The organism is Bacillus sp. CBEL-1, assembly GCF_004348885.1.
Classification (GTDB): Bacteria; Bacillota; Bacilli; order Bacillales; family Bacillaceae_H; genus Priestia; species Priestia aryabhattai_A.
In genome coordinates this window covers 199,776-218,478 of sequence record NZ_SBIM01000006.1, presented here as the reverse complement: position 1 = coordinate 218,478, position 18,703 = coordinate 199,776, and the positions used below count along the sequence as shown (strand labels likewise).

The window sequence follows — 18,703 nt, the reverse complement described above, 5'->3', positions numbered from 1 at the left end:
TTTTTATTGGAACAGTTTGTTGCAAGCTTAAATAACGTACTATGGAGTACACCGGTTATCTATAGTTGTCTTGCGATCGGGCTTTTGTTTTCCATTCTCACTCGCTTTTTACAGGTTAGACATCTAAAGGAAATGGTTAAGCTCATGTTTGAAGGGAAGAGTTCAAAAGCAGGGGTATCATCTTTTCAAGCACTGGCATTAGCATTATCTGGGCGTGTGGGTACAGGTAACATTGCAGGGGTAGCAACAGCCATTACGTTCGGTGGACCGGGCGCAGTGTTTTGGATGTGGGCCGTAGCTTTCATTGGTGCTTCAAGTGCATTTATCGAATCAACACTGGCACAAATTTATAAGGTAAAGCAAGATGGCCAATATCGAGGGGGGCCAGCTTACTATATTGAAAAAGGAACTGGAATGAAATGGTATGGTGTTATCTTTGCGATTGCAGCACTGGTAGCGATGAGCATCTTAATGCCTGGAGTTCAATCTAACTCTATCGCAGCAGGCTTAGATAATGCATTTAGCATTAGCCCAACGGTAACAGCTATCGGCTTAATTATTTTATTAGCTGGGATTATCTTTGGTGGAGTTAAGCGCATCGCGGGAGTAGCTCAAATTATTGTGCCGTTTATGGCTTTAGCTTATATCGCACTTTCTTTAGTTATTATTGCAATTAATATTACTGAATTACCAGCAGTTCTTTCGTTAATCTTCAAGAGTGCTTTTGCACTAGAGTCAGCTTTTGGTGGAATTGTTGGTTTAGCTGTTTCATGGGGAGTTAAGCGTGGAATTTATTCCAACGAAGCAGGGCAAGGAACAGGCCCTCACGCTGCAGCTGCAGCTGAGGTATCTCACCCAGTGAAACAAGGTCTTGTTCAAGCGTTTTCCGTTTATATCGATACATTACTAGTTTGTTCAGCAACAGCGTTTATGATTTTATTTACGGGGATGTATAACACACAATCACCCGATGGTGCATTTATCGTTTCAAATTTAGAAGGTGTAGAAGCAGGTCCTGGATATACACAGGCAGCAATTGATTCCTTTATTCCTGGATTTGGAGCTGGGTTTGTAGCAATCGCACTATTTTTCTTTGCATTTACAACGATTATGGCGTACTACTATATCGCTGAAACAAACATTGCATATTTAACAAGAGGAAAAAATGGTAAGTGGGCTATGTTGGTATTAAAGTTTGTATTATTAGGTGCAACATTTTACGGAGCAGTTAAAACAGCTGATATTGCTTGGGCTCTTGGCGACGCAGGTCTAGGAATCATGGTATGGTTGAATTTAATAGCTATTTTAATTTTAGCAAAACCAGCGCTTGTGGCGTTAAAAGACTATGAAGCTCAGAAAAAGCAAGGGCTAGATCCGGTATTTGATCCGGTTAAGCTTGGAATCAAAAATGCAGACTACTGGGAAACTGAATACAAAAAAGATGAAAATCAAGTTTCATAATTTCAAGCTCACTTTTTCAATCTTTGAAAAAGTGAGCTTTTTTCATTAGAATGACATGTATAATAAAATCGTATGTATTTATATTTAATGAGGCTAAAGGAAAGAGGAATGCGTGATGAAGGAAAATATTATTTCAGCAATCGATGAGTTACAGCAAACATTTTATGATATTAGTCAATATATTGGAAATAACCCGGAACTTGGCCATGAAGAAGTAAAAGCTTGTACAGCACTCACAAATGAGTTAGCTAAGCATAATTTTGAGGTGGAAATAGGGACGTGTGATTTAGCTACTGCTTTTACGGCTGTGTATGATAGTCATAAGCCAGGACCGTCAATTGGCTTTATGGCAGAATACGATGCGCTACCGGGACTAGGACATGCTTGTGGCCATAACTTGATTGGTACAATGGCCATTGCAGCAGCGATTGGATTGAGCAAAGTTTTGAGTGAGACAGGCGGTAAAGTATATGTATACGGGACACCTGCAGAAGAAACAACGGGTGGTAAAGTAACGATGGCAGATGCGGGTGTTTTTAACCATCTAGACGCAGCTATGATGGTTCATCCATATTATTGCCACCAAAAAAGCGGTAGATCACTAGCAATGGACGCTATTCAATTCGAATTTTTTGGAAAATCAGCACATGCAGCAGCAGCACCTCATGAAGGAATCAATGCGCTAGATGCAGTTATTCAAACATTTAATGGAATCAATGCTCTTCGTCAGCATGTGAAGCCAGATGTCAGAATCCATGGTGTTATCCCTGAAGGAGGCAAGGCTGCTAATATTGTACCCGACTATGCTACAGCGCAATTCTATGTGCGAGCATCTAATAGAAAGTATGTTAATGAGGTAACAGAGCGAGTAAAAGCTTGTGCACAAGGTGCAGCTTTATCCACAGGAGCACGATTGGAAATTTCAAACTATGAATTTTCATATGATGATATGGTGACAAATGAAGTATTATCAACAGCTTATACACAAAATCTACAGATGCTAGGCGTGTCAACGGAAGAAATTTTTGAAGATCAAGGCGATCATGGTTCACTAGACATGGGGAATGTGAGCCAAGTGGTGCCTTCAATTCATCCATACATTAAGATATGTGACGAATATTTTGTTTGTCATACTCATGAATTTAGAGAAGCGGCTCTTAGTCCACAAGGACAAGAAGCGCTTATTCTAGGGGCAAAAACCATGGCGTTAACAGGATATGACTTGCTAACAAATAAAGAGCTCTTGCAAAAAGTCAAAGATGAATTCTCTAAATGATGTGATGCAGAAAAGTGGTACCATTCAATGGGTGCCACTTTTTTAATTGAATTATTTGGAAGGTGCTAGCATGTTTGAATGCAATAAAAGCAGGGTAATATCAGTACTGAAGGTAAAAAGTAATGAGTAATGTTCACAAAGAACTAATAGAGGTTTTCATATGATTAAAATTTTAGCCAAAACAAAAGAAGAGCTTTTGACCAATTTAACAATTGACGAATTGCAGGCTCACCCTTCAATTGACTGGTACTGGATTGACTTTTATAATCCAACAGAACAAGAGCAGCAAGCTCTTGAAGAGAAGTTTGATTTTCATCCACTTGCCGTTGAAGATTGTTTAAATCAAGGTCAAAGAGCAAAATTTGAAATTTATGATGAGCACTATTTCTTAGTATATTATGCGCTACATAAAGAAGAATTAGAAAACCTAGAGGTGTCAGCGTTTATTGGAGATAATTTTGTCGTTACGTATCATGTCGATAAGCTAAAAAGCGTAGCTAGGGTGACAAACCTTGTAGAGAAGGACCCAAACGTTGTAGAGAATGATCCGTGGGAAATTATTTATGAGCTGCTTGATCATACAGTAGATGAATACTTCCCCACACTTTACCGATTAGAAGATCAAATTGATGATATCGAAGACAATGCAAAGAATGAAACAATGGATGAACTGATGAGAAATCTATATGACATTCGCAGTGATTTATCGCGAATGCGCAGAATTTTAAATCCAATGCGTGATTTAATTTACCGCATTATGTCCACAAATGCTTTAAAAGAAAAAGAACAGGTGCGTTATTTTAACGATATTTATGATCACTTGTTAAATATGATTGAAATCATGAATGCCAGTAGAGATTTATCAAATGATATTCGAGAAAGCTTTATGTCAATTAACTCAGACAGAATGAATTCCATTATGTTTACGCTGACGCTGATGTCAGCTATCTTCTTGCCTCTTACGTTTATCGCAGGTTTGTATGGAATGAATTTCTCATATATGCCAGAGCTCGCTGGTAAATATAATTACTTTATTGTACTTGGAATTATGGTTGGTCTGGTAGGCGTTATGGTTTTTGCCTTTTACAAAATGGGCTGGTTTAAATATCGAAAAGGTCCTAAGTTATAAACATCAAATTGCTCAAAAAAGCCTTATCCACATGTGGATAAGGCTTTTTTGGTGTACTATAAAAAGAGAAAGGGTTGATGCGAATGGTCAAAGGATTAAGAATGAAGCTGCGATCAGTCATCATTTTACTTGTATGTATCGTTGTTTTAATGTCATTATTATTAACCGATTTGTTAGTCAGTAACTCAACGGAGGAAAACGTTCGGAATCAAAAAGCAGAAAAAGCGACCGATGTGGCTAAAATTGTTGCAAACTCCAGTGAGGTAAGAAAAGGATTAGCAGAAAAAAATTCAGAAGACATTCAAGCATATACTAATTCCATTCAAGAAGAGCTAGGTGTGTTGTTTATTGTAGTCATGAATATGGATGGAATTCGTCAGTCTCACCCCAATGAAGCTAAAATTGGAAAGCACTTTGAAGGTGGAGATGAGAAAAAGGTCTTACAAGGTGAACGGTATACATCAGTTGCAAAAGGAACGTTAGATGAATCGTTAAGAGCATTTGTACCTGTTTATAATGAACGCAGTGAACAAATTGGTGCGGTGGCTGTAGGAATTTCGCTAGCTCAGGTCGAGCAAGCTGTTCAGGAAGACCATCGACGCATTTTAATTGGTTCTCTTTTCGGATTATTAGTTGGAATTATCGGTGCTGTCCTATTAGCAACCTATATTAAGCGAACGTTATTCGGTTTAGAACCATCAAACATTGCTAAAATCCTTGAGGAAAGAAGCATGATGTTACAGTCCGTTCGAGAGGGTGTTCTTGCGATTGATAAGGAAGGAACGATTACTCTAGCCAATAAATCGGCCGTACGCTTATTTAAAAAAGCGGGCTTATCGGGGCGGCCAATCGGCTTAAAGATTGCTGATTATATGCCAGGCTCACGATTGGAGGAAGTATTGTCAACAGGCGAATCTCATTATGACGAAGAGCAAGTAGTCAATGGTATTTCAATCGTTGTAAACCGCGTACCGCTGCTTGTAGATGGTGAAGGGGTAGGAGCTTTATCAACATTTCGTGATAAAACGGAAGTGAATGTGCTAGCTGAGCAGCTTACAGGTGTTAAAACGTATGTTGAAGCGTTACGTGCTCAGTCCCATGAGTTTATGAATAAGCTACATGTTATCTTAGGAATGGTACAAATGGGGTATCATGATGAACTTTCAAAATATATTCATGAACTTGTTGATCACAGGTACGGGGAAGTAAATTCGGTAACGAAACAAATAAAAGATCTAGCATTAGCTGGCTTTTTAATGGGGAAAATGAGCTATGCTAGGGAAGAACAAGTGCAGTTAAGCATGGAAGTGATTAATCAAATTCCAGAGCCCCAAGATTCACAGCTTACACATCATCTTATTACCATTATTGGCAACTTAGTGGATAACGGAATTGATGCCGTTAAAGATAATAAAAAATCAAAAAAAGTAGGCGTAGTATTAAAGTATGAAAATGAACGTTTGGTAATTGAGGTTTCAGATAATGGCTATGGAATGTCATCAGATAAGCTCACTCAGATATTTGAAAAAGGTTTTTCAACAAAAGGTGCTAATCGAGGCTTTGGATTATATCTAGTGAAACAAAGCATTGATGCCTTACAAGGTGAGCTAATGATTGACTCATTTGTTAATAGCGGAACAACATTTTCAATAAACCTTATATATAAAGGAAGGGTAGAGCAACATGATTAACATTTTAATTGTAGAAGACGATCCGATGGTAGCGCAGTTTAATCAAAAGTATATTGAAGATATTGATGGATTTTCAGTAGCGGGTGTCGCTCATTCCGTGAAGGATGCAATCAGTCAATTAGAAGAAGTGCACGTTGACTTGATTTTGCTTGATATTTTTATGCCAGGCCAAAATGGGTTAGAGCTGTTGACATATATTCGGAAAGAACAGAAAGAAGTGGACGTTATTGCTATAACAGCTGCTTCCGACATGAAAACAATTCAACAAGTGTTGCGAAATGGCGCAATTGAATACTTAATTAAGCCGTTTACGTTCAGCCGTTTTCAACAAGCATTAGTCGCATATAAAAATAAATTCTATACAATGAAATCGCAGTCTAGGATGAACCAACAGGAAGTGGACGAGTTGTTCACTTCACATAGTGCAGATGAAGTTGAAGCAGAAACCCTACCAAAAGGGCTTACAACGGGTACCCTTGAAGTTGTTATTCAGAAAATAGAAGAATTTAGTGGTGAGGCTTTTTCAACGGATGATATTGCTGAAAAATCAGGCATTTCTAGAGTATCGGTTCGCAAATATTTAAAATTTTTGACCGATATTGGTGTTCTTGGAGAACGAATGACCTATGGAACGATTGGCCGTCCTGTTTATGCTTACATTTATAATGAAAAGCAAAAACATATATTAAGTAATTACCTATCATAGTAGTCCAGGAGCCATTGTCTGGTATTTTCACTTTGTAACTAAAAAACAGGTGTTTTTTTAGTTGCAAACGTTTAACATAAAGGATAAAGAAGTGGGTTTAATGAAAAGTAAATTACTTTTTTGCTCTGACATCAAAAACTATAAAAAATAATAGGTGGATAAACATTGATAAAAGATGCTCGTAAAGCAGCACTGAAGATTGCAGTAATGTACGTTATAACGGGAGCCTTATGGATTCTTATTTCTGATAAGTTTTCTCGTATCCTTGCTCAAGATAAGTTTGAATTATATATCTTTTTTCAACAGTATAAAGGCTGGTTCTTCATGTTGGCGACAGGTATTATTCTATACGGGTTAGTCTATCGTCATGCATATCATTTGCTTCAATCACAGGATGAGTTATCCAAAAAGGATTATGAACTTCTAACTAGCCATGAACACTATCAATCGTTATTTAAACATAACCCGGATGCAGTATTTGAGATTAGTAAAGAAGGTCAAGTTCTCTCTACTAACCCTCAAGGTGAAAAAATAACAGGTTATTCAAGATTACAGCTAAAAGGGATGAAAACCTCAGAATTAATTGCTGAAGAAAATAAAAATATTTGCCATGAACATTTTCGTAATGTTTTAAAAGGTGAGAGTGCTAAGTATGAATTAAAGATTATTAATCAAAAAGGCCAAGTACGCTTATTAAGAAGTTCACTTTTACCAATCGTCGTTAATAGTCAAGTTGTCGGTGTATTTATGATTGCCAGGGATATTACGAATTATCGTCGAGATGAAGAGCTTATGATTGCTTCTGAGAAAATGTCCGTAATCGGTCAGCTGGCAGCCGCCGTTGCTCATGAAGTAAGAAATCCGCTTACTTCATTAAAAGGGTTTGTACAAGTCATGCAGGCTACAAAGCAAGTAGATGAACGTTACCTGGACATCATGATGGCTGAAATTGATCGAATTAATTTAATTTCTAGTGAGATGCTTATTTTAGGTAAAAAACAGCATGTAGCTTTTGAGGTAACCAACTTAAACGAAGTGTTAAAGCAAGTGTTAATCTTAATGGAAGCTCAAGCAAATTTTAATAACATTTCTTTAATTGCTCATTATGACTCAAAGAGAGACCTGTACGTTATGTCAGATCCTAATCAGCTAAAACAAGTATTTATTAATATTATTAAAAATAGTATTGAAGCAATAATTAATCAAGGTGAGATTATTGTAACGTTAGCTGAAGAAGAAGGTTTTGCCGTTATTCAGTTTAGGGATACAGGAATTGGCATGAGTGAAGAGAGAGTTGAACAAGTTGGTACACCTTTTTATTCAACCAAAGAAGCAGGTACAGGACTGGGGCTAGCCGTTTGTTTTAAAATTATTGAACGTCACCAAGGTGAAATTGAATTTGAGAGTGAAAAAGGAAAAGGAACATTGGTAACAGTATCATTGCCTTTAGCTAATGAATAGTACTTGTAAAGCCCCCGCTTTGATAAAGGCGGGGGCTTTTTATTAATTGTTTACATGTAAAGTTGGTGAGGTGTTTTCTTGCAAGAATATATTTTCTAAAGAAGGTTCCTCCACTTCTACTTTATAAAGATTGACATCTAATTGTGTAAGCTCACGAATGAGAAACGGAATATTCTTTCTGCTTGTTAACATAACCGTTGTCTCCGTATGTCCACATTCAAACTTAGGGCTTAGAGTACGAAACAGTTGCTTAATTGACTTAGATTGATTTGTTGGGTAAGGGTCATGCTTAATTACAACCCTTTTCTTTTTTTGATGTTGAGAGCGAAGGTCTTCCATGGTCCCCTCTGTTACAATCTCGCCGTCCTTCATAATGGCTATGCGAGTACAAATCTTTTCTACTTCATGTAAATTATGTGAGGTCATAAAGATAGTTTTTCCTTCTGCCTGTAGCTCTTTAATAAGTGCATGAATAGAAAGTGCGGATTCCATATCGACTCCTGAAGTTGGTTCATCCAGAAAAATGAGCGTAGGGTTGGAACAAATGGCCTGAGCAATACCTAATTTCTTTTTCATTCCAAATGAAAAATTCTTTACCTTTTGATGTTGGGAGCCTAAAAGGCCGACCTTTTTTAGAAAGGTAGAAGCTTCTTCTATAGATAGCTTAATTCCTTGTACTTTTGAGAAGTAACGCAAGTGTTGTAAAGCTGTCATATGGTTATAAAAAGTTGAATAGTCAGGGAGTACCCCAATTTGCTTTCTTTGTTTTTGGCTCATTGGCTTGCCTAGAAGTTTAAACTCTCCTTGAGAAGGTAAAGAAATACCTGTTAACATGTTAATAAAAGTAGATTTACCAGCTCCATTTCGACCTAGAAATCCAAAGATTTCTCCTGAAGAAACTTTTAAACTAATATGATTAACAGCGATTTTATCACCATATTGCTTAGTTAGGTTATATGTTTCAATTGCATACATCATAGTTCTCTCCTTTTAAAATGAAGCAAGCTGATTGTTATAAACAAGCCGACAAATGCTAAGAGTATCAGTATATAGCCCTTTCCTAGATAGATATAATAGTATGGGGTTATATATTTAAACCATGTAATATATAGCTTAGATGAAAATATGCTCCAAATGCTTATTGCTGGTAAAGCGACAGATAAAACTATTGTAAAAAACATCGTATGAGCTGGATTAGAAATTAATGTTGAAATCATGAGAACTAATGAGATGATACAAGTGGAAAACAAGATACACTCGAAAAATATGGACAAAGAAAAGCTGTGTGAAACAAGCGCAATTAAGAAAAATGATGCCGTAATACACGTAAACCAAAAGAGACAAACCCCTAAAAACTTTCCTAAAATAATGTGTTCTCTAGAGGCTTTTGTAGCTAAAAATCTCATTGTTCGGGATTTTACTTCCTGATTTATTAAGCCGTGAGAGAGGCTTGAAACAAAAAGCGGGCCGAATACTAATAGCATTATGATAATCCCGCTATTGGCGCCATCCTTAAACTGTGTCTGCGTTAATTGGGTTTCAAATTGCTCCATGAGATGAGCTAATCCGTAGGATACTCCAAGAATAGATAGAATAATAATAATAGATCGAATACTTTTAAATAACCCTTGAAACTCTTTTGTACTAATAGCCCACATCAATAAATCCTCCTATGAAAATCGATTAAATCACAGATTTGTTACTATTATCTATAAATGTTTTCTTCATGGTTGCTTTGCCACTCCATGATAAATTCGTCCACATACGAAGCAGCTGTTCGACAGGGCCAACTTTAAGCTTACGTAAATAAAGCAAACTGAAAACGAGCTGAATGAAATAGATTGTTGTACATAGTGCAATGCCATTAATCATGCCAAATGTTCCGAACTGCCCTAGGCCATATCCATAAAAAATAGTGGTGCAGATCACCGTTTGGAACAAGTAGTTGCTTAGTGAAAGGCGGCCAACGCTTTCAAAAGCCTTCATCAGAGTGGATTTCTCAAGCTTGCAATAAACCCATGCAAACCCAAACATATAGCCGAGCGATAGCAGATTTAATCCAAAAGCACTTGGAATACCTGCCCAGCTAGCATCTGGCCACACATGCGCAGTAGCTTTAAAAAGTAAACTGATAGGGATTAAAATGACGGCCAGGCGTCCATAACGCTTTTGATGCAGTGCTGGACTTTGAAACCAACCTTTCTTTCCTGCATACATACCGAGTAGAAATAAAGGTGCTGTAGCAAATGGAGCTAGTAAAAAGATCAATGCCAGTTTGGTTCCGTCAATGTTTAACGGCTCATCGGAGTTATTACGATAATCGCTAATTTCTGTATAGGTTCCAGAACCATAGATTGAAATAGATTCTTTGACGTAAGTTGCTAAATTATCCTTATCCATTAAGAATTCAGTTGTTTCATTTAACGATCCGTAACTTGATGCCCCAACTAAAAGAAATAACAGTGCAGCCCATAGTAGCAGCGTTTTTGGCTTACGGTTTAAAAAGAAAAATAATAAAAAGAAGCCAATCATCCCGTAAAAAGCAAGAATATCACCTTCCCAAAGGAAAATTCCATGGCACATACCCATTGCCAAAAGCAAGATAAAACGTCGAGAAAAGTGACGTTTCACACTCAGCTGTTTTCGCTTTAAGCCCTCTTGCATTTTGACCATTGAATACCCAAATAAAAAAGTGAAAATTGGCATGAAGCTGCCTTCAACAGCTACTTTTAAAAAGTAATATCCACCCATATCGCTTTCCGATAAAGAAAATAAGTGAATCGCATCTTTTCCATAAATTCCGTACTGGAAAATGAGCATATTGGCGAGTAAGATGCCAAATAAACTAAAGCCTCTCATGCTATCGATTAGCGTTACGCGGTTTGTGTTCATATCAAAAGCCCCTTTTCTGTTAATCTATGTATTTAGTATATGTAGGCATATTTTCAAGAACGTAAACGCCAGATTATCATTTCATTAATATTTTCCAATAATGTTAATCTTTTCGTAATGTTGCTATGATAAAATCGAAAGCGGATGACAAGGTAAAGAGGTGACTAAGATGAATGAAGCATCTATTTTATTAGTAGATGATGAGGTGGCCATTGTGAAAATGATGGAAACGGTACTACGTAAAGAGGGTTTTCAACATATATATACAGCCCATACTGCTAAAGAAGCGCTAGACTTATTACAGAAGCATTTAATTGATATTATTTTATTAGACGTCATGTTGCCTGATAAAAGTGGTTTTGATATTTGTCCTAAAATTCGAGAGTTATCAAACGCCTATATTTTATTTGTAACAGCAAAAGTATCGGATTTAGATGTACTAACTGGATTTGCGATTGGCGGAGATGATTATGTGACGAAGCCGTTCAACCCATTAGAAATTGCAGCTCGAATAAAAGCAAGATTAAGGCGGAAAGAAGCACTTCTCGAACAACCAAACCATGGTCAATCTGTTTCAATGGTGAAGCGCTATACGTTTGATCACTTTATAGTAGATGAAACAGCAGGAGAATTAATTGTCAATGGAAAGGTTGTAGCTTGTCCAGCTCAAGTCTTTTTGTTGCTGCTTCATTTTTGTAAAAACGTCAACATTGTATTATCTAAGTCACAGCTTTTAGAAGCAGTTTGGGGATACAATCAGTTTGTTGATGAAAACACAGTCACTGTTCATATTCGTAGGATTCGAGAGCGAATTGAAGAGAATCCAGGAAACCCAAAGCATCTTCTTACCGTACGAGGTCTTGGGTATAAGCTGGTCCGTGGAAAAACATCGTGAAATCGATTAAAAGAAGACTAACCTTCCATTTCTCTTTTCAGTTTATTTCCCTGTTTATTTGCATATTACTGCTACTATGTGCAGTGTTTTTTATCCTTGCTTTTTATCTTTCAAACGAAGAAGTTAAACATGACTTTCCTTCAGGTACTCTTAGCCTTCTGGTGACAGATACCGAAGTTACAGAAGATCATGCAGTGATACCAGAAAAGATTCAAAAGCAAATTGTAAAAGAAAATATGTGGTATCAAGTTATTAATGAAAGTGGGAAGGTCATTGGTGAAGTGAATACTCCGGAAGGTTTTCCAGATAGATACTCATTAGCTGAACTTGTACAAATGGAAGAAACAAAGAAAATAAAAGAGTATCATCTTGTTACTTCGTTTGAGAAACTCTTTGATGTACCTTCTTACTATGTTCTAGGTTATGAAAATGACTTACGGGATGAATTACAGAATATCTATGAAAAGTATCAAGGAAAGTTGCCGAATGAAAAAGAACAAAAGGATATTACGCAGGAAATAGTGAAAAACAATGCGAGTCTGCAAATTTTAAATTCAACAGGCCATATCGTTGTTTCATTTAGAGAAGAACGAGAAGCAAGATATCGTCCTTTAGAGTTAATCGATCGTAAGTTTGAACCAGGTAAATATGATACAACCACCACTAATTTTTATGATAAAAAGACGGGGTGCACGTGGGTTTTTCATACTCCTAACCGCCAGCATACGGATATTGTGAATGCATCTGTTATTAAACAAATTATTATTGTAGTTATTGTCATTGCAGTCACTGTATTGTTGGCCACCATTTCGTTTGCTGTATGGAACGCTTTTCGATACGGGGGTCCGCTTTTATTGTTTACCAGCTGGCTTGAAAGAATGGGGAATGGTAACTATTCTGAAGTGTTAACAGATAAAGAAAAAAAGCGCGTATTTCGTAAAAATGGAAAGGTTCGATTCCAATACCGGTTATATGAAGAAGTCATAAAGGCTTTCTATAAGATGGCAGAAAAACTCAGCGCCACCGAAAAAGAGCGAACAAAGCTTGAATTGACGCGAGAAGAGTGGATGACAGGCATCTCCCATGATTTGAGAACTCCAATTTCTACCATTCAAGGTTATGGGCATATGCTTGAAAGTGGCCAATATAAGTGGACAGAAGCAGAGCTGAAAGAAATCGGTGAGACGCTCCGTCAAAAAGGAGAGTATATGGTTGAGCTGGTAGAGGATTTTTCGTTAGCCTTCAAATTGAAAAATCAGGCTATTCCTTTAGAGACGAAACCTTTAGAAATCAATCAATTTCTTCAAAATGTAGTATTGAAGTTTGTAAATGACCGAACGATTCAAGATGTTCACTTTGTTTATCAACCTTTAAATAAGAAGGTTTTAGTCGAAGTAGATAAGCGTTGGTTTGAGAGAATGCTTGATAACATCATTTTTAATGCAATCAAGCATAATCCGCCTCACATAACTATTCACCTATCAATTTCTGTAGAAACAGAATTTATTTCTATAGAAGTGAAGGATGATGGAGTAGGTATGGATAAATCCGTACTAGAAAATCTTTTTGAGCGTTATTACCGGGGAACAAATACAAGTGAAAAAAAAGAGGGATCGGGTCTTGGAATGAACATTGCCAAAGCCATTTGTGAGCTCCATGGTGGCCATATTGTTGTAAGGTCCGCCCCTGGTGTAGGAACTACCATTACAATGAGGCTTCCAATTTTAAGATAGTCCCAAGAAAAGAGCATTGAAAATGCATTGTTTTGACGCGTTTTCAATGCTTTTCTTATGAATACTCACACGAAGCATTGTATTTCAACGAATCAATAGTGTATCATAGGTGGGACTTCTATTGAAGATGAAACGGATGCTTTAGGCATTTATAATAGATGAACGACAAAGGAGAAAAGATATGAGTCAATTTATCGAACAACTACAGCCGTTCTTGCAAGAAGCGTGGAAGAAGGCAGGCTTTGAACAACCAATGGCTATTCAAACAAAAGCTATACCAGAAATTTTAAATAAAAGAGATGTAATGGGAGAATCACCAACAGGTACAGGTAAGACTCTTGCTTATCTACTACCAATTTTACATGACATTAAGCCGGGACCATCTCACATTCAAGCTGTGATTTTAGCTTCTTCTCATGAGCTTGTTATGCAGATTCATAGTGAAATTCAAACATGGGGGCAAGGAAGCGGAATTTCTAGCGCAGCGCTTATTGGTGGAGCAAACATTAAGCGTCAAGTGGAAAAGTTGAAAAAACGTCCTAACCTAATCGTTGGAACACCTGGCCGCATTCAAGAGCTGATTAAAATGAAAAAAGTGAAGATGCATGAAGTGAAAACAATCGTTATTGACGAAGCCGACCAGTTGTTTGTGTCTGAACATATTCAAACGGTACAAGGTATTGTTAAAATGGCTCCAAGTGACCGTCAGCTTCTTGTGTTTTCAGCCACGCTATCTGAGCATACGCAAATATTAGCTAAGGAATTAATGAATGACCCTCTTTTCGTTCAAGTAAATAGAGATGAACTTCCTGCTCCAAAAGTTGAGCATATGTATATCGTAAGTGAAGGTAGAGATAAGGTAGAAGTACTTCGTAAGCTTGCGCATCAGGGACCAATGAAAGCTCTAGCCTTTTTCAAAGGGATTGAAACGTTATCTACTTTTGAAGAAAAGCTGAAGTTTAAGAAGCTTAACGTAGGGTCGCTTCATAGCGAAACGCGAAAGCTTGATCGCTCAAAGGTTTTAACGTCATTTCGTAAAGGCGAGTTTCCAATCTTATTAGCGACGGATGTAGCGGCACGTGGCCTTGATATTAAAGAGCTGTCACACGTTATTCATGTAGATGTTCCTCAAAGTGTTGAACAATATGTGCACAGATCAGGACGTACGGGAAGATCTGGGGCTGAGGGAACGGTCATTTCACTTGTAACAGAGCGTGAAGAGAGAGAGCTAAAGCAAATTGCACGCGAGTTGAAAATTGAACTAGCAAAGAAAGAACTGTATATGGGTGAAGTTGTAGAAGAAGGTACAAAGCAAGAAAAAAGGCAAAGTTACAAGCCTAGAAAAAAGACAAATAACAAAACATCTTCTCATAAACATAGTAAAAAGAAATAATCTCTTTATTTGCTTTTCAAAAGAATTTTGATTGTGATAAAGTAATAAGAGTTTAAAAAGCAACGTCTATAAGCTAAAGGGCGTTGCTTTCTTTTGGGTAAAAAATCATATAGATATATTATCCTATTATTGAAAATAGTTTAAACGATGCATTTTGTTTTGGATAACCTTATTTTAACATTACTTTAAGAGACTTCTAATAATAAAGGAATAAGGACGTGGGATATTTTGATTGATGCGATGGATGACTTCTTTGACGATATGGATCGCAACAGGAAGCGAATGGAATATAATCGAGATGTTGAAAAGCTTGAGCTGTATTTAGAGACGGTCCAACAAATTATTAATCGTTTTGAAGAAATGCTATATGCCCTTCAAAATGCTCATCAACAGTATACTTCTGAATGGTCTGGCCGTTCGAAAGACTCTTATGAGAATGTTAATAATGAAATCTTACAGACAGCTTATCGGTTATATGACGTTCGAGACGAGCTATACCGCTCATTGCATCACGAAATGTTGAGGCTAAGAGAAGAAGCAGAGGCTATCTAGTAGGCTTTTAATATATGTAAATGAAACATATCGATAGGAAAGAGGGTGTATACATGGAAATTAAAGTGAATTTTGAAGACTTGGAGCGGTTTTCAGAGCGCATTAAGCACTCGAGAGGAGAAGCAGAAGATGCGTTGCAGCGTTTAAGCTGGGAATCCACGAATCTGCACTTTTTATCCGTGGCAAACGTTGAGTCTATTCTAAATTTACAAGAGGAAATTCAGCAAATTATTGGGAAAATTGAATCGTTAACTGAAAGTGCTTATCTCCTCGTTAGCGAAACAGCTGAAAAACTAAAAGAAGCAGATGAGCTATCCGGTGGTTGGACAGAGTTTTGGAGCAGCGTGTGGGACGGTGCCACAACGGGGGTTAAGGATACATGGGAAGGGATTAAGTCTCTTTCGGAATGGGGAACTTTTGAAACGATGCGAGCTGAAATTACGCAACCTTTAGAGACGCTAGACATGATGTGGGCATCACTTTCGAATTCATGGGAAGAAAAAGTAGCAAGCGGTGATTTGCATACTCGCACAGAGTTTTTCACATACGGTGTTATCCAAATGGGTTTAGGCATATTGGGTGGTAAAGGCCTTCAAAAAATAGAAGAAAGAACAAATTCAGCTCAAAATCTAGATTTTGCAGGGGAATAAAAGAGAGAGTGAGAATTCCTTTATGAAAACTTGGAGCGAAGAAGAATAGTTACTGCGCTCCATGCAAAGAAAGCGTGATGTAATTGATTGAAAATTTATGAAGTTTGAGGTGTAATAAGATCAGATGAATAAACGAGAAAAAGGCGGTCTGTACAAAAAACTGTTAACTAATCAACAAGTTTCTTTCTTACAGCCGTTTAACGACTCAAAAAATATACAGCATGGAATTGAAAAATATGGGTAGTTCTTTTAATTCACTAGAAAAAGCTTTAATTGAAGCAATGAAAGATAATCGAGAAATTGGACATTTCTATGAAGAACTAATGAAAAGCAACCTGTTATGTATCGAAGTATCAGGTAATGAAAAGTCTGCTGACTTTTACAAGCGTGTACGAGTAATGGAAAAGAATCAGAAAATATATTTACCTGCCTTTTCATCTAATTATCCATTTGAGAAGATGCTAAAAGAAGAAAGAGCTGCAGTGATTAAATTCTCTGATTTATTGCAAGAGATAAACGAGAATACGGCAATTTTACTAAATCCAGATACCCCGCTTTCAAAACTTCTTATTCCAGAAGAATTAAAAATGCTAAAAGAAAATAAAAATCTTTTTAATTATTTTTCATCTTAAATAGAAGCTAACAAACTTTATAACAATTGTTAGCTTTTTTTGTATGATAAATGAACATATTTCGATTATGCAGGTATAATTGTCTCTGTTTATGCCATATTTACTGTGATAAAAATCATTGTTTTATAGGGTTTTTTGTAATTTTTTAGGGGTATATGTAGATATATATTCTTATTTTTTCTGGTTCTTACAAGTTCTCTTTGACCTTCAACCCTATTCTTTCTTACAATTAAAGTAAATCTATAACGATACATAAGGAGAGAAATCGATGTCAGGAATCATTCGTGTTACTCCAGCAGAACTTCGTGAAATGGCTGCTCGCTATAATAATGAAAGTGGGCAAGTTCAAGACCTAGTTGGCCGCCTTGATATGATGAGAAATCAATTACAAGATATGTGGGAAGGTGCTTCTAGCCAAGCATTTATCGCTCAATATGAAGAGCTAAAGCCATCTTTCGTAGAAATGTCGAATCTGTTAAACAAAATTGCTAAACAGCTTGATGATTCTGCAACCGTTCTTGAAGATACAGACAACCAAATCGCTAGCCAAATTCGCGGTTAATTTGCTCATACAAAGAGTGATAAGATAAAAAGAGCGCCCCATTTTTTTAGATGACGGCGCTTTTTCTATGTTTTGAGGTGAGATCATATGTATATTGAAGTGACCATCGATCTAAAACACTATACGGGTGAGCGGTTTGATTTAAGACTATCAGACTATCATTCTGTAAAAAAAGTGATTGAAATTGCATGGCAAGCTAAAAGAATTTCAAGTACACCAAAAGAAGGATACTGGGTTCGCGTTCCGAATAAAAACGTAGTATTTGCAGGCCATCAAAAATTAAATGAATGTGGTATTTCAAGCGGTGATTGCATTGAAATTCTTTGAAGGAGCTTACTAAAATGGCAGAAAAGAAACCGACTTACTTAGAAAGCTTATTAGAAGCGTCTATTATTCGTGATAAAGAAGAAGGCTATACGTTTATTTTTCAAAAGGAAAAGATAAAGCTAAATGATGGCATAGAAGTCGATATGTTAAAGGAGATGCATCCAGATTTCACTCGTGAAATCATCGTAAATGAAGATGAGCTCCATGTGAAAATTCAGCCGTCCCAAGCTTTCGTTCCATTTTCCTTTTTTAAGAAAAAGACGGAAGAGCAAAAGTGGCAGTTTGCGTATCAGCTTGTAAAATCTGTACAAAATCATGCTTTTACAAGATTTCACCTTGTAATTTGTCCGGAAAATTTAATGTTTGATGCAAGCTTAACACCTGCTTTTTTACACTATGGAATTAAAGAAAGCATTCCACCATACGAATATGACTCGGCTCGTGAGCTATCAGAAGTAAAAGCGACAATTGCTTCACTTGTTGATTCGAAATATAGCTTTATTCAGTATTTAAAATTGCACGAAACAATTCAGCTATCAGAAGTTGCTTCCAAACTAATGAAGGCTAACGACTTAAGTGAACTTTTAACGATTATTCGAGAACAGCTAAAAACAGTAGAAGAAGCGCGAAAAACCGTTATCACCGTTCCAAAGAAAAAGTGGACTATTTTTCGCTTTGCATCAATTGGTGTCACAGTGCTCTTAATTCCCGCTTTAATTTATACATTTTACTCCACATTTTTCTTGCAGCCAAAGCAAGAGGCTTTTGTAAGTAGTAATGAAGCTTTTTTACAGCAGGAGTATAGCGGGGTCATTGAGCAGTTGGAAGATTATAAAGTAAAAGAAATGCCAAAGGTTGTTCAGTACGAACTGGCTTTAGCTTACTTAACGAATGAATCATTAAGTGAAGAACAAAAAGAAGTGATTCAAAATACAGTTACGCTTCAATCAGACGATAAATATTTAAGCTATTGGATTCATATCGGTCGAGGTGAAAATGAACAGGCTTTAGAAGAAGCACGCTTATTAGAAGATCGAAGCTTAATTTTATATGGCCTTTATAAATATGAAAATCAGTTAAAAGCAGATGAAAATCTTGCGAGCGATAAAAGAAAAGAGAAGCTAGACCCGGTTCAAAGTGAAATTGAAGAACTTGAATCACAGATTGAAGAAGAGAAGAAGCAAGCAGAAGAGTCAGCCAAAGAGGAGCAGCAGGAGAGCGAAAAGCAGCCTGAGCCTGTAGATAAGAAGCAGTCCGAAAAGGAAGCTGAGCAAAATAAAGATGACAAATCAGATGAAACCCCTGCTCCTAACTCAGATTCGTCGGATAAACCGGCATCCTAG

At 36.9% G+C, this 18,703-nt stretch carries 18 protein-coding genes; 15 read left to right on the top strand and 3 right to left on the bottom strand.

All coding sequences use genetic code 11. The features are described from left to right. The first annotated feature begins 6 nt into the window (after positions 1 to 6). The 6 genes from EPL02_RS05740 to EPL02_RS05715 all read left to right on the top strand — a co-directional run bounded on the left by EPL02_RS05740 (position 7) and on the right by EPL02_RS05715 (position 7,724). Complete coding sequence (locus EPL02_RS05740) at positions 7 to 1,461, top strand: alanine/glycine:cation symporter family protein (RefSeq protein ID WP_131887227.1); 1,455 nt, start codon at positions 7 to 9, stop codon at positions 1,459 to 1,461. 115 nt (positions 1,462 to 1,576) lie between these two features. Next, the gene (locus tag EPL02_RS05735) at positions 1,577 to 2,737 is read left to right on the top strand and encodes a M20 family metallopeptidase (RefSeq protein ID WP_131887226.1); all 1,161 of its coding nucleotides are present in this window, start codon (positions 1,577 to 1,579) and stop codon (positions 2,735 to 2,737) included. Positions 2,738 to 2,897: 160 nt separating this feature from the next. Beyond that, positions 2,898 to 3,866, top strand: coding sequence for a magnesium/cobalt transporter CorA (gene corA / locus EPL02_RS05730; protein WP_131887225.1), 969 nt, complete (start codon positions 2,898 to 2,900; stop codon positions 3,864 to 3,866). Between the two features lie 83 nt (positions 3,867 to 3,949). Next, a complete protein-coding gene (dcuS, locus tag EPL02_RS05725) occupies positions 3,950 to 5,557 on the top strand; it encodes a DcuS/MalK family sensor histidine kinase (RefSeq protein WP_286175258.1) in 1,608 nt (535 codons plus the stop codon). After that, the gene (locus EPL02_RS05720) at positions 5,550 to 6,263 is read left to right on the top strand and encodes a response regulator (protein ID WP_094911293.1); all 714 of its coding nucleotides are present in this window, start codon (positions 5,550 to 5,552) and stop codon (positions 6,261 to 6,263) included. The genes dcuS and EPL02_RS05720 overlap by 8 nt, the downstream gene beginning before the upstream one ends. 165 nt (positions 6,264 to 6,428) lie before the next feature. Beyond that, positions 6,429 to 7,724 carry an ATP-binding protein gene (locus EPL02_RS05715; RefSeq protein WP_131887224.1) on the top strand — a complete coding sequence of 432 codons (1,296 nt, stop codon included), beginning with the start codon at positions 6,429 to 6,431 and terminating at the stop codon, positions 7,722 to 7,724. A gap of 42 nt (positions 7,725 to 7,766) precedes the next feature. Here EPL02_RS05715 and EPL02_RS05710 read toward each other — a convergent pair whose 3' ends face one another. The 3 genes from EPL02_RS05710 to EPL02_RS05700 are packed head-to-tail and all read right to left on the bottom strand — an operon-like array spanning position 7,767 to position 10,616. Continuing rightward, positions 7,767 to 8,699, bottom strand: coding sequence for an ABC transporter ATP-binding protein (locus tag EPL02_RS05710; RefSeq protein WP_131887253.1), 933 nt, complete (start codon positions 8,697 to 8,699; stop codon positions 7,767 to 7,769). Next, positions 8,699 to 9,382: an ABC transporter permease gene (locus EPL02_RS05705; protein ID WP_094911296.1), complete on the bottom strand. Its 684-nt coding sequence runs from the start codon at positions 9,380 to 9,382 to the stop codon at positions 8,699 to 8,701. The genes EPL02_RS05710 and EPL02_RS05705 overlap by 1 nt, the downstream gene beginning before the upstream one ends. A 25-nt stretch (positions 9,383 to 9,407) precedes the next feature. Further along, positions 9,408 to 10,616: a DUF418 domain-containing protein gene (locus tag EPL02_RS05700; RefSeq protein ID WP_094911297.1), complete on the bottom strand. Its 1,209-nt coding sequence runs from the start codon at positions 10,614 to 10,616 to the stop codon at positions 9,408 to 9,410. Between the two features lie 169 nt (positions 10,617 to 10,785). On the opposite strand from EPL02_RS05700, the gene EPL02_RS05695 reads away from it, so the two are divergent. From EPL02_RS05695 to essB, 9 genes are all read left to right on the top strand, one after another. Next, on the top strand, positions 10,786 to 11,511 hold the full coding sequence (locus tag EPL02_RS05695) for a response regulator transcription factor (RefSeq protein ID WP_094911298.1): 726 nt from the start codon (positions 10,786 to 10,788) through the stop codon (positions 11,509 to 11,511). A gap of 194 nt (positions 11,512 to 11,705) precedes the next feature. Beyond that, the gene (locus tag EPL02_RS05690) at positions 11,706 to 13,244 is read left to right on the top strand and encodes a sensor histidine kinase (protein ID WP_286175246.1); all 1,539 of its coding nucleotides are present in this window, start codon (positions 11,706 to 11,708) and stop codon (positions 13,242 to 13,244) included. A gap of 181 nt (positions 13,245 to 13,425) precedes the next feature. Further along, entirely contained in the window at positions 13,426 to 14,637 is a 1,212-nt protein-coding gene (locus EPL02_RS05685; RefSeq protein ID WP_131887222.1) for a DEAD/DEAH box helicase, read from the top strand. 228 nt (positions 14,638 to 14,865) lie between these two features. Continuing rightward, positions 14,866 to 15,189 carry a hypothetical protein gene (locus EPL02_RS05680; RefSeq protein ID WP_222582512.1) on the top strand — a complete coding sequence of 108 codons (324 nt, stop codon included), beginning with the start codon at positions 14,866 to 14,868 and terminating at the stop codon, positions 15,187 to 15,189. Between the two features lie 53 nt (positions 15,190 to 15,242). Then, positions 15,243 to 15,839: a hypothetical protein gene (locus tag EPL02_RS05675; RefSeq protein ID WP_094911301.1), complete on the top strand. Its 597-nt coding sequence runs from the start codon at positions 15,243 to 15,245 to the stop codon at positions 15,837 to 15,839. A gap of 236 nt (positions 15,840 to 16,075) precedes the next feature. After that, positions 16,076 to 16,471, top strand: coding sequence for an SseB family protein (locus tag EPL02_RS05670; RefSeq protein ID WP_131887221.1), 396 nt, complete (start codon positions 16,076 to 16,078; stop codon positions 16,469 to 16,471). A 268-nt stretch (positions 16,472 to 16,739) separates the two neighbouring features. Beyond that, on the top strand, positions 16,740 to 17,033 hold the full coding sequence (locus EPL02_RS05665) for a WXG100 family type VII secretion target (RefSeq protein WP_094911303.1): 294 nt from the start codon (positions 16,740 to 16,742) through the stop codon (positions 17,031 to 17,033). 87 nt (positions 17,034 to 17,120) lie between these two features. After that, positions 17,121 to 17,360 (top strand): ESX secretion system protein YukD, encoded by a 240-nt coding sequence (gene yukD, locus EPL02_RS05660; RefSeq protein ID WP_094911304.1) that lies wholly within the window; start codon positions 17,121 to 17,123, stop codon positions 17,358 to 17,360. Between the two features lie 14 nt (positions 17,361 to 17,374). Beyond that, on the top strand, positions 17,375 to 18,703 hold the full coding sequence (essB, locus tag EPL02_RS05655; RefSeq protein WP_094911305.1) for a type VII secretion protein EssB: 1,329 nt from the start codon (positions 17,375 to 17,377) through the stop codon (positions 18,701 to 18,703).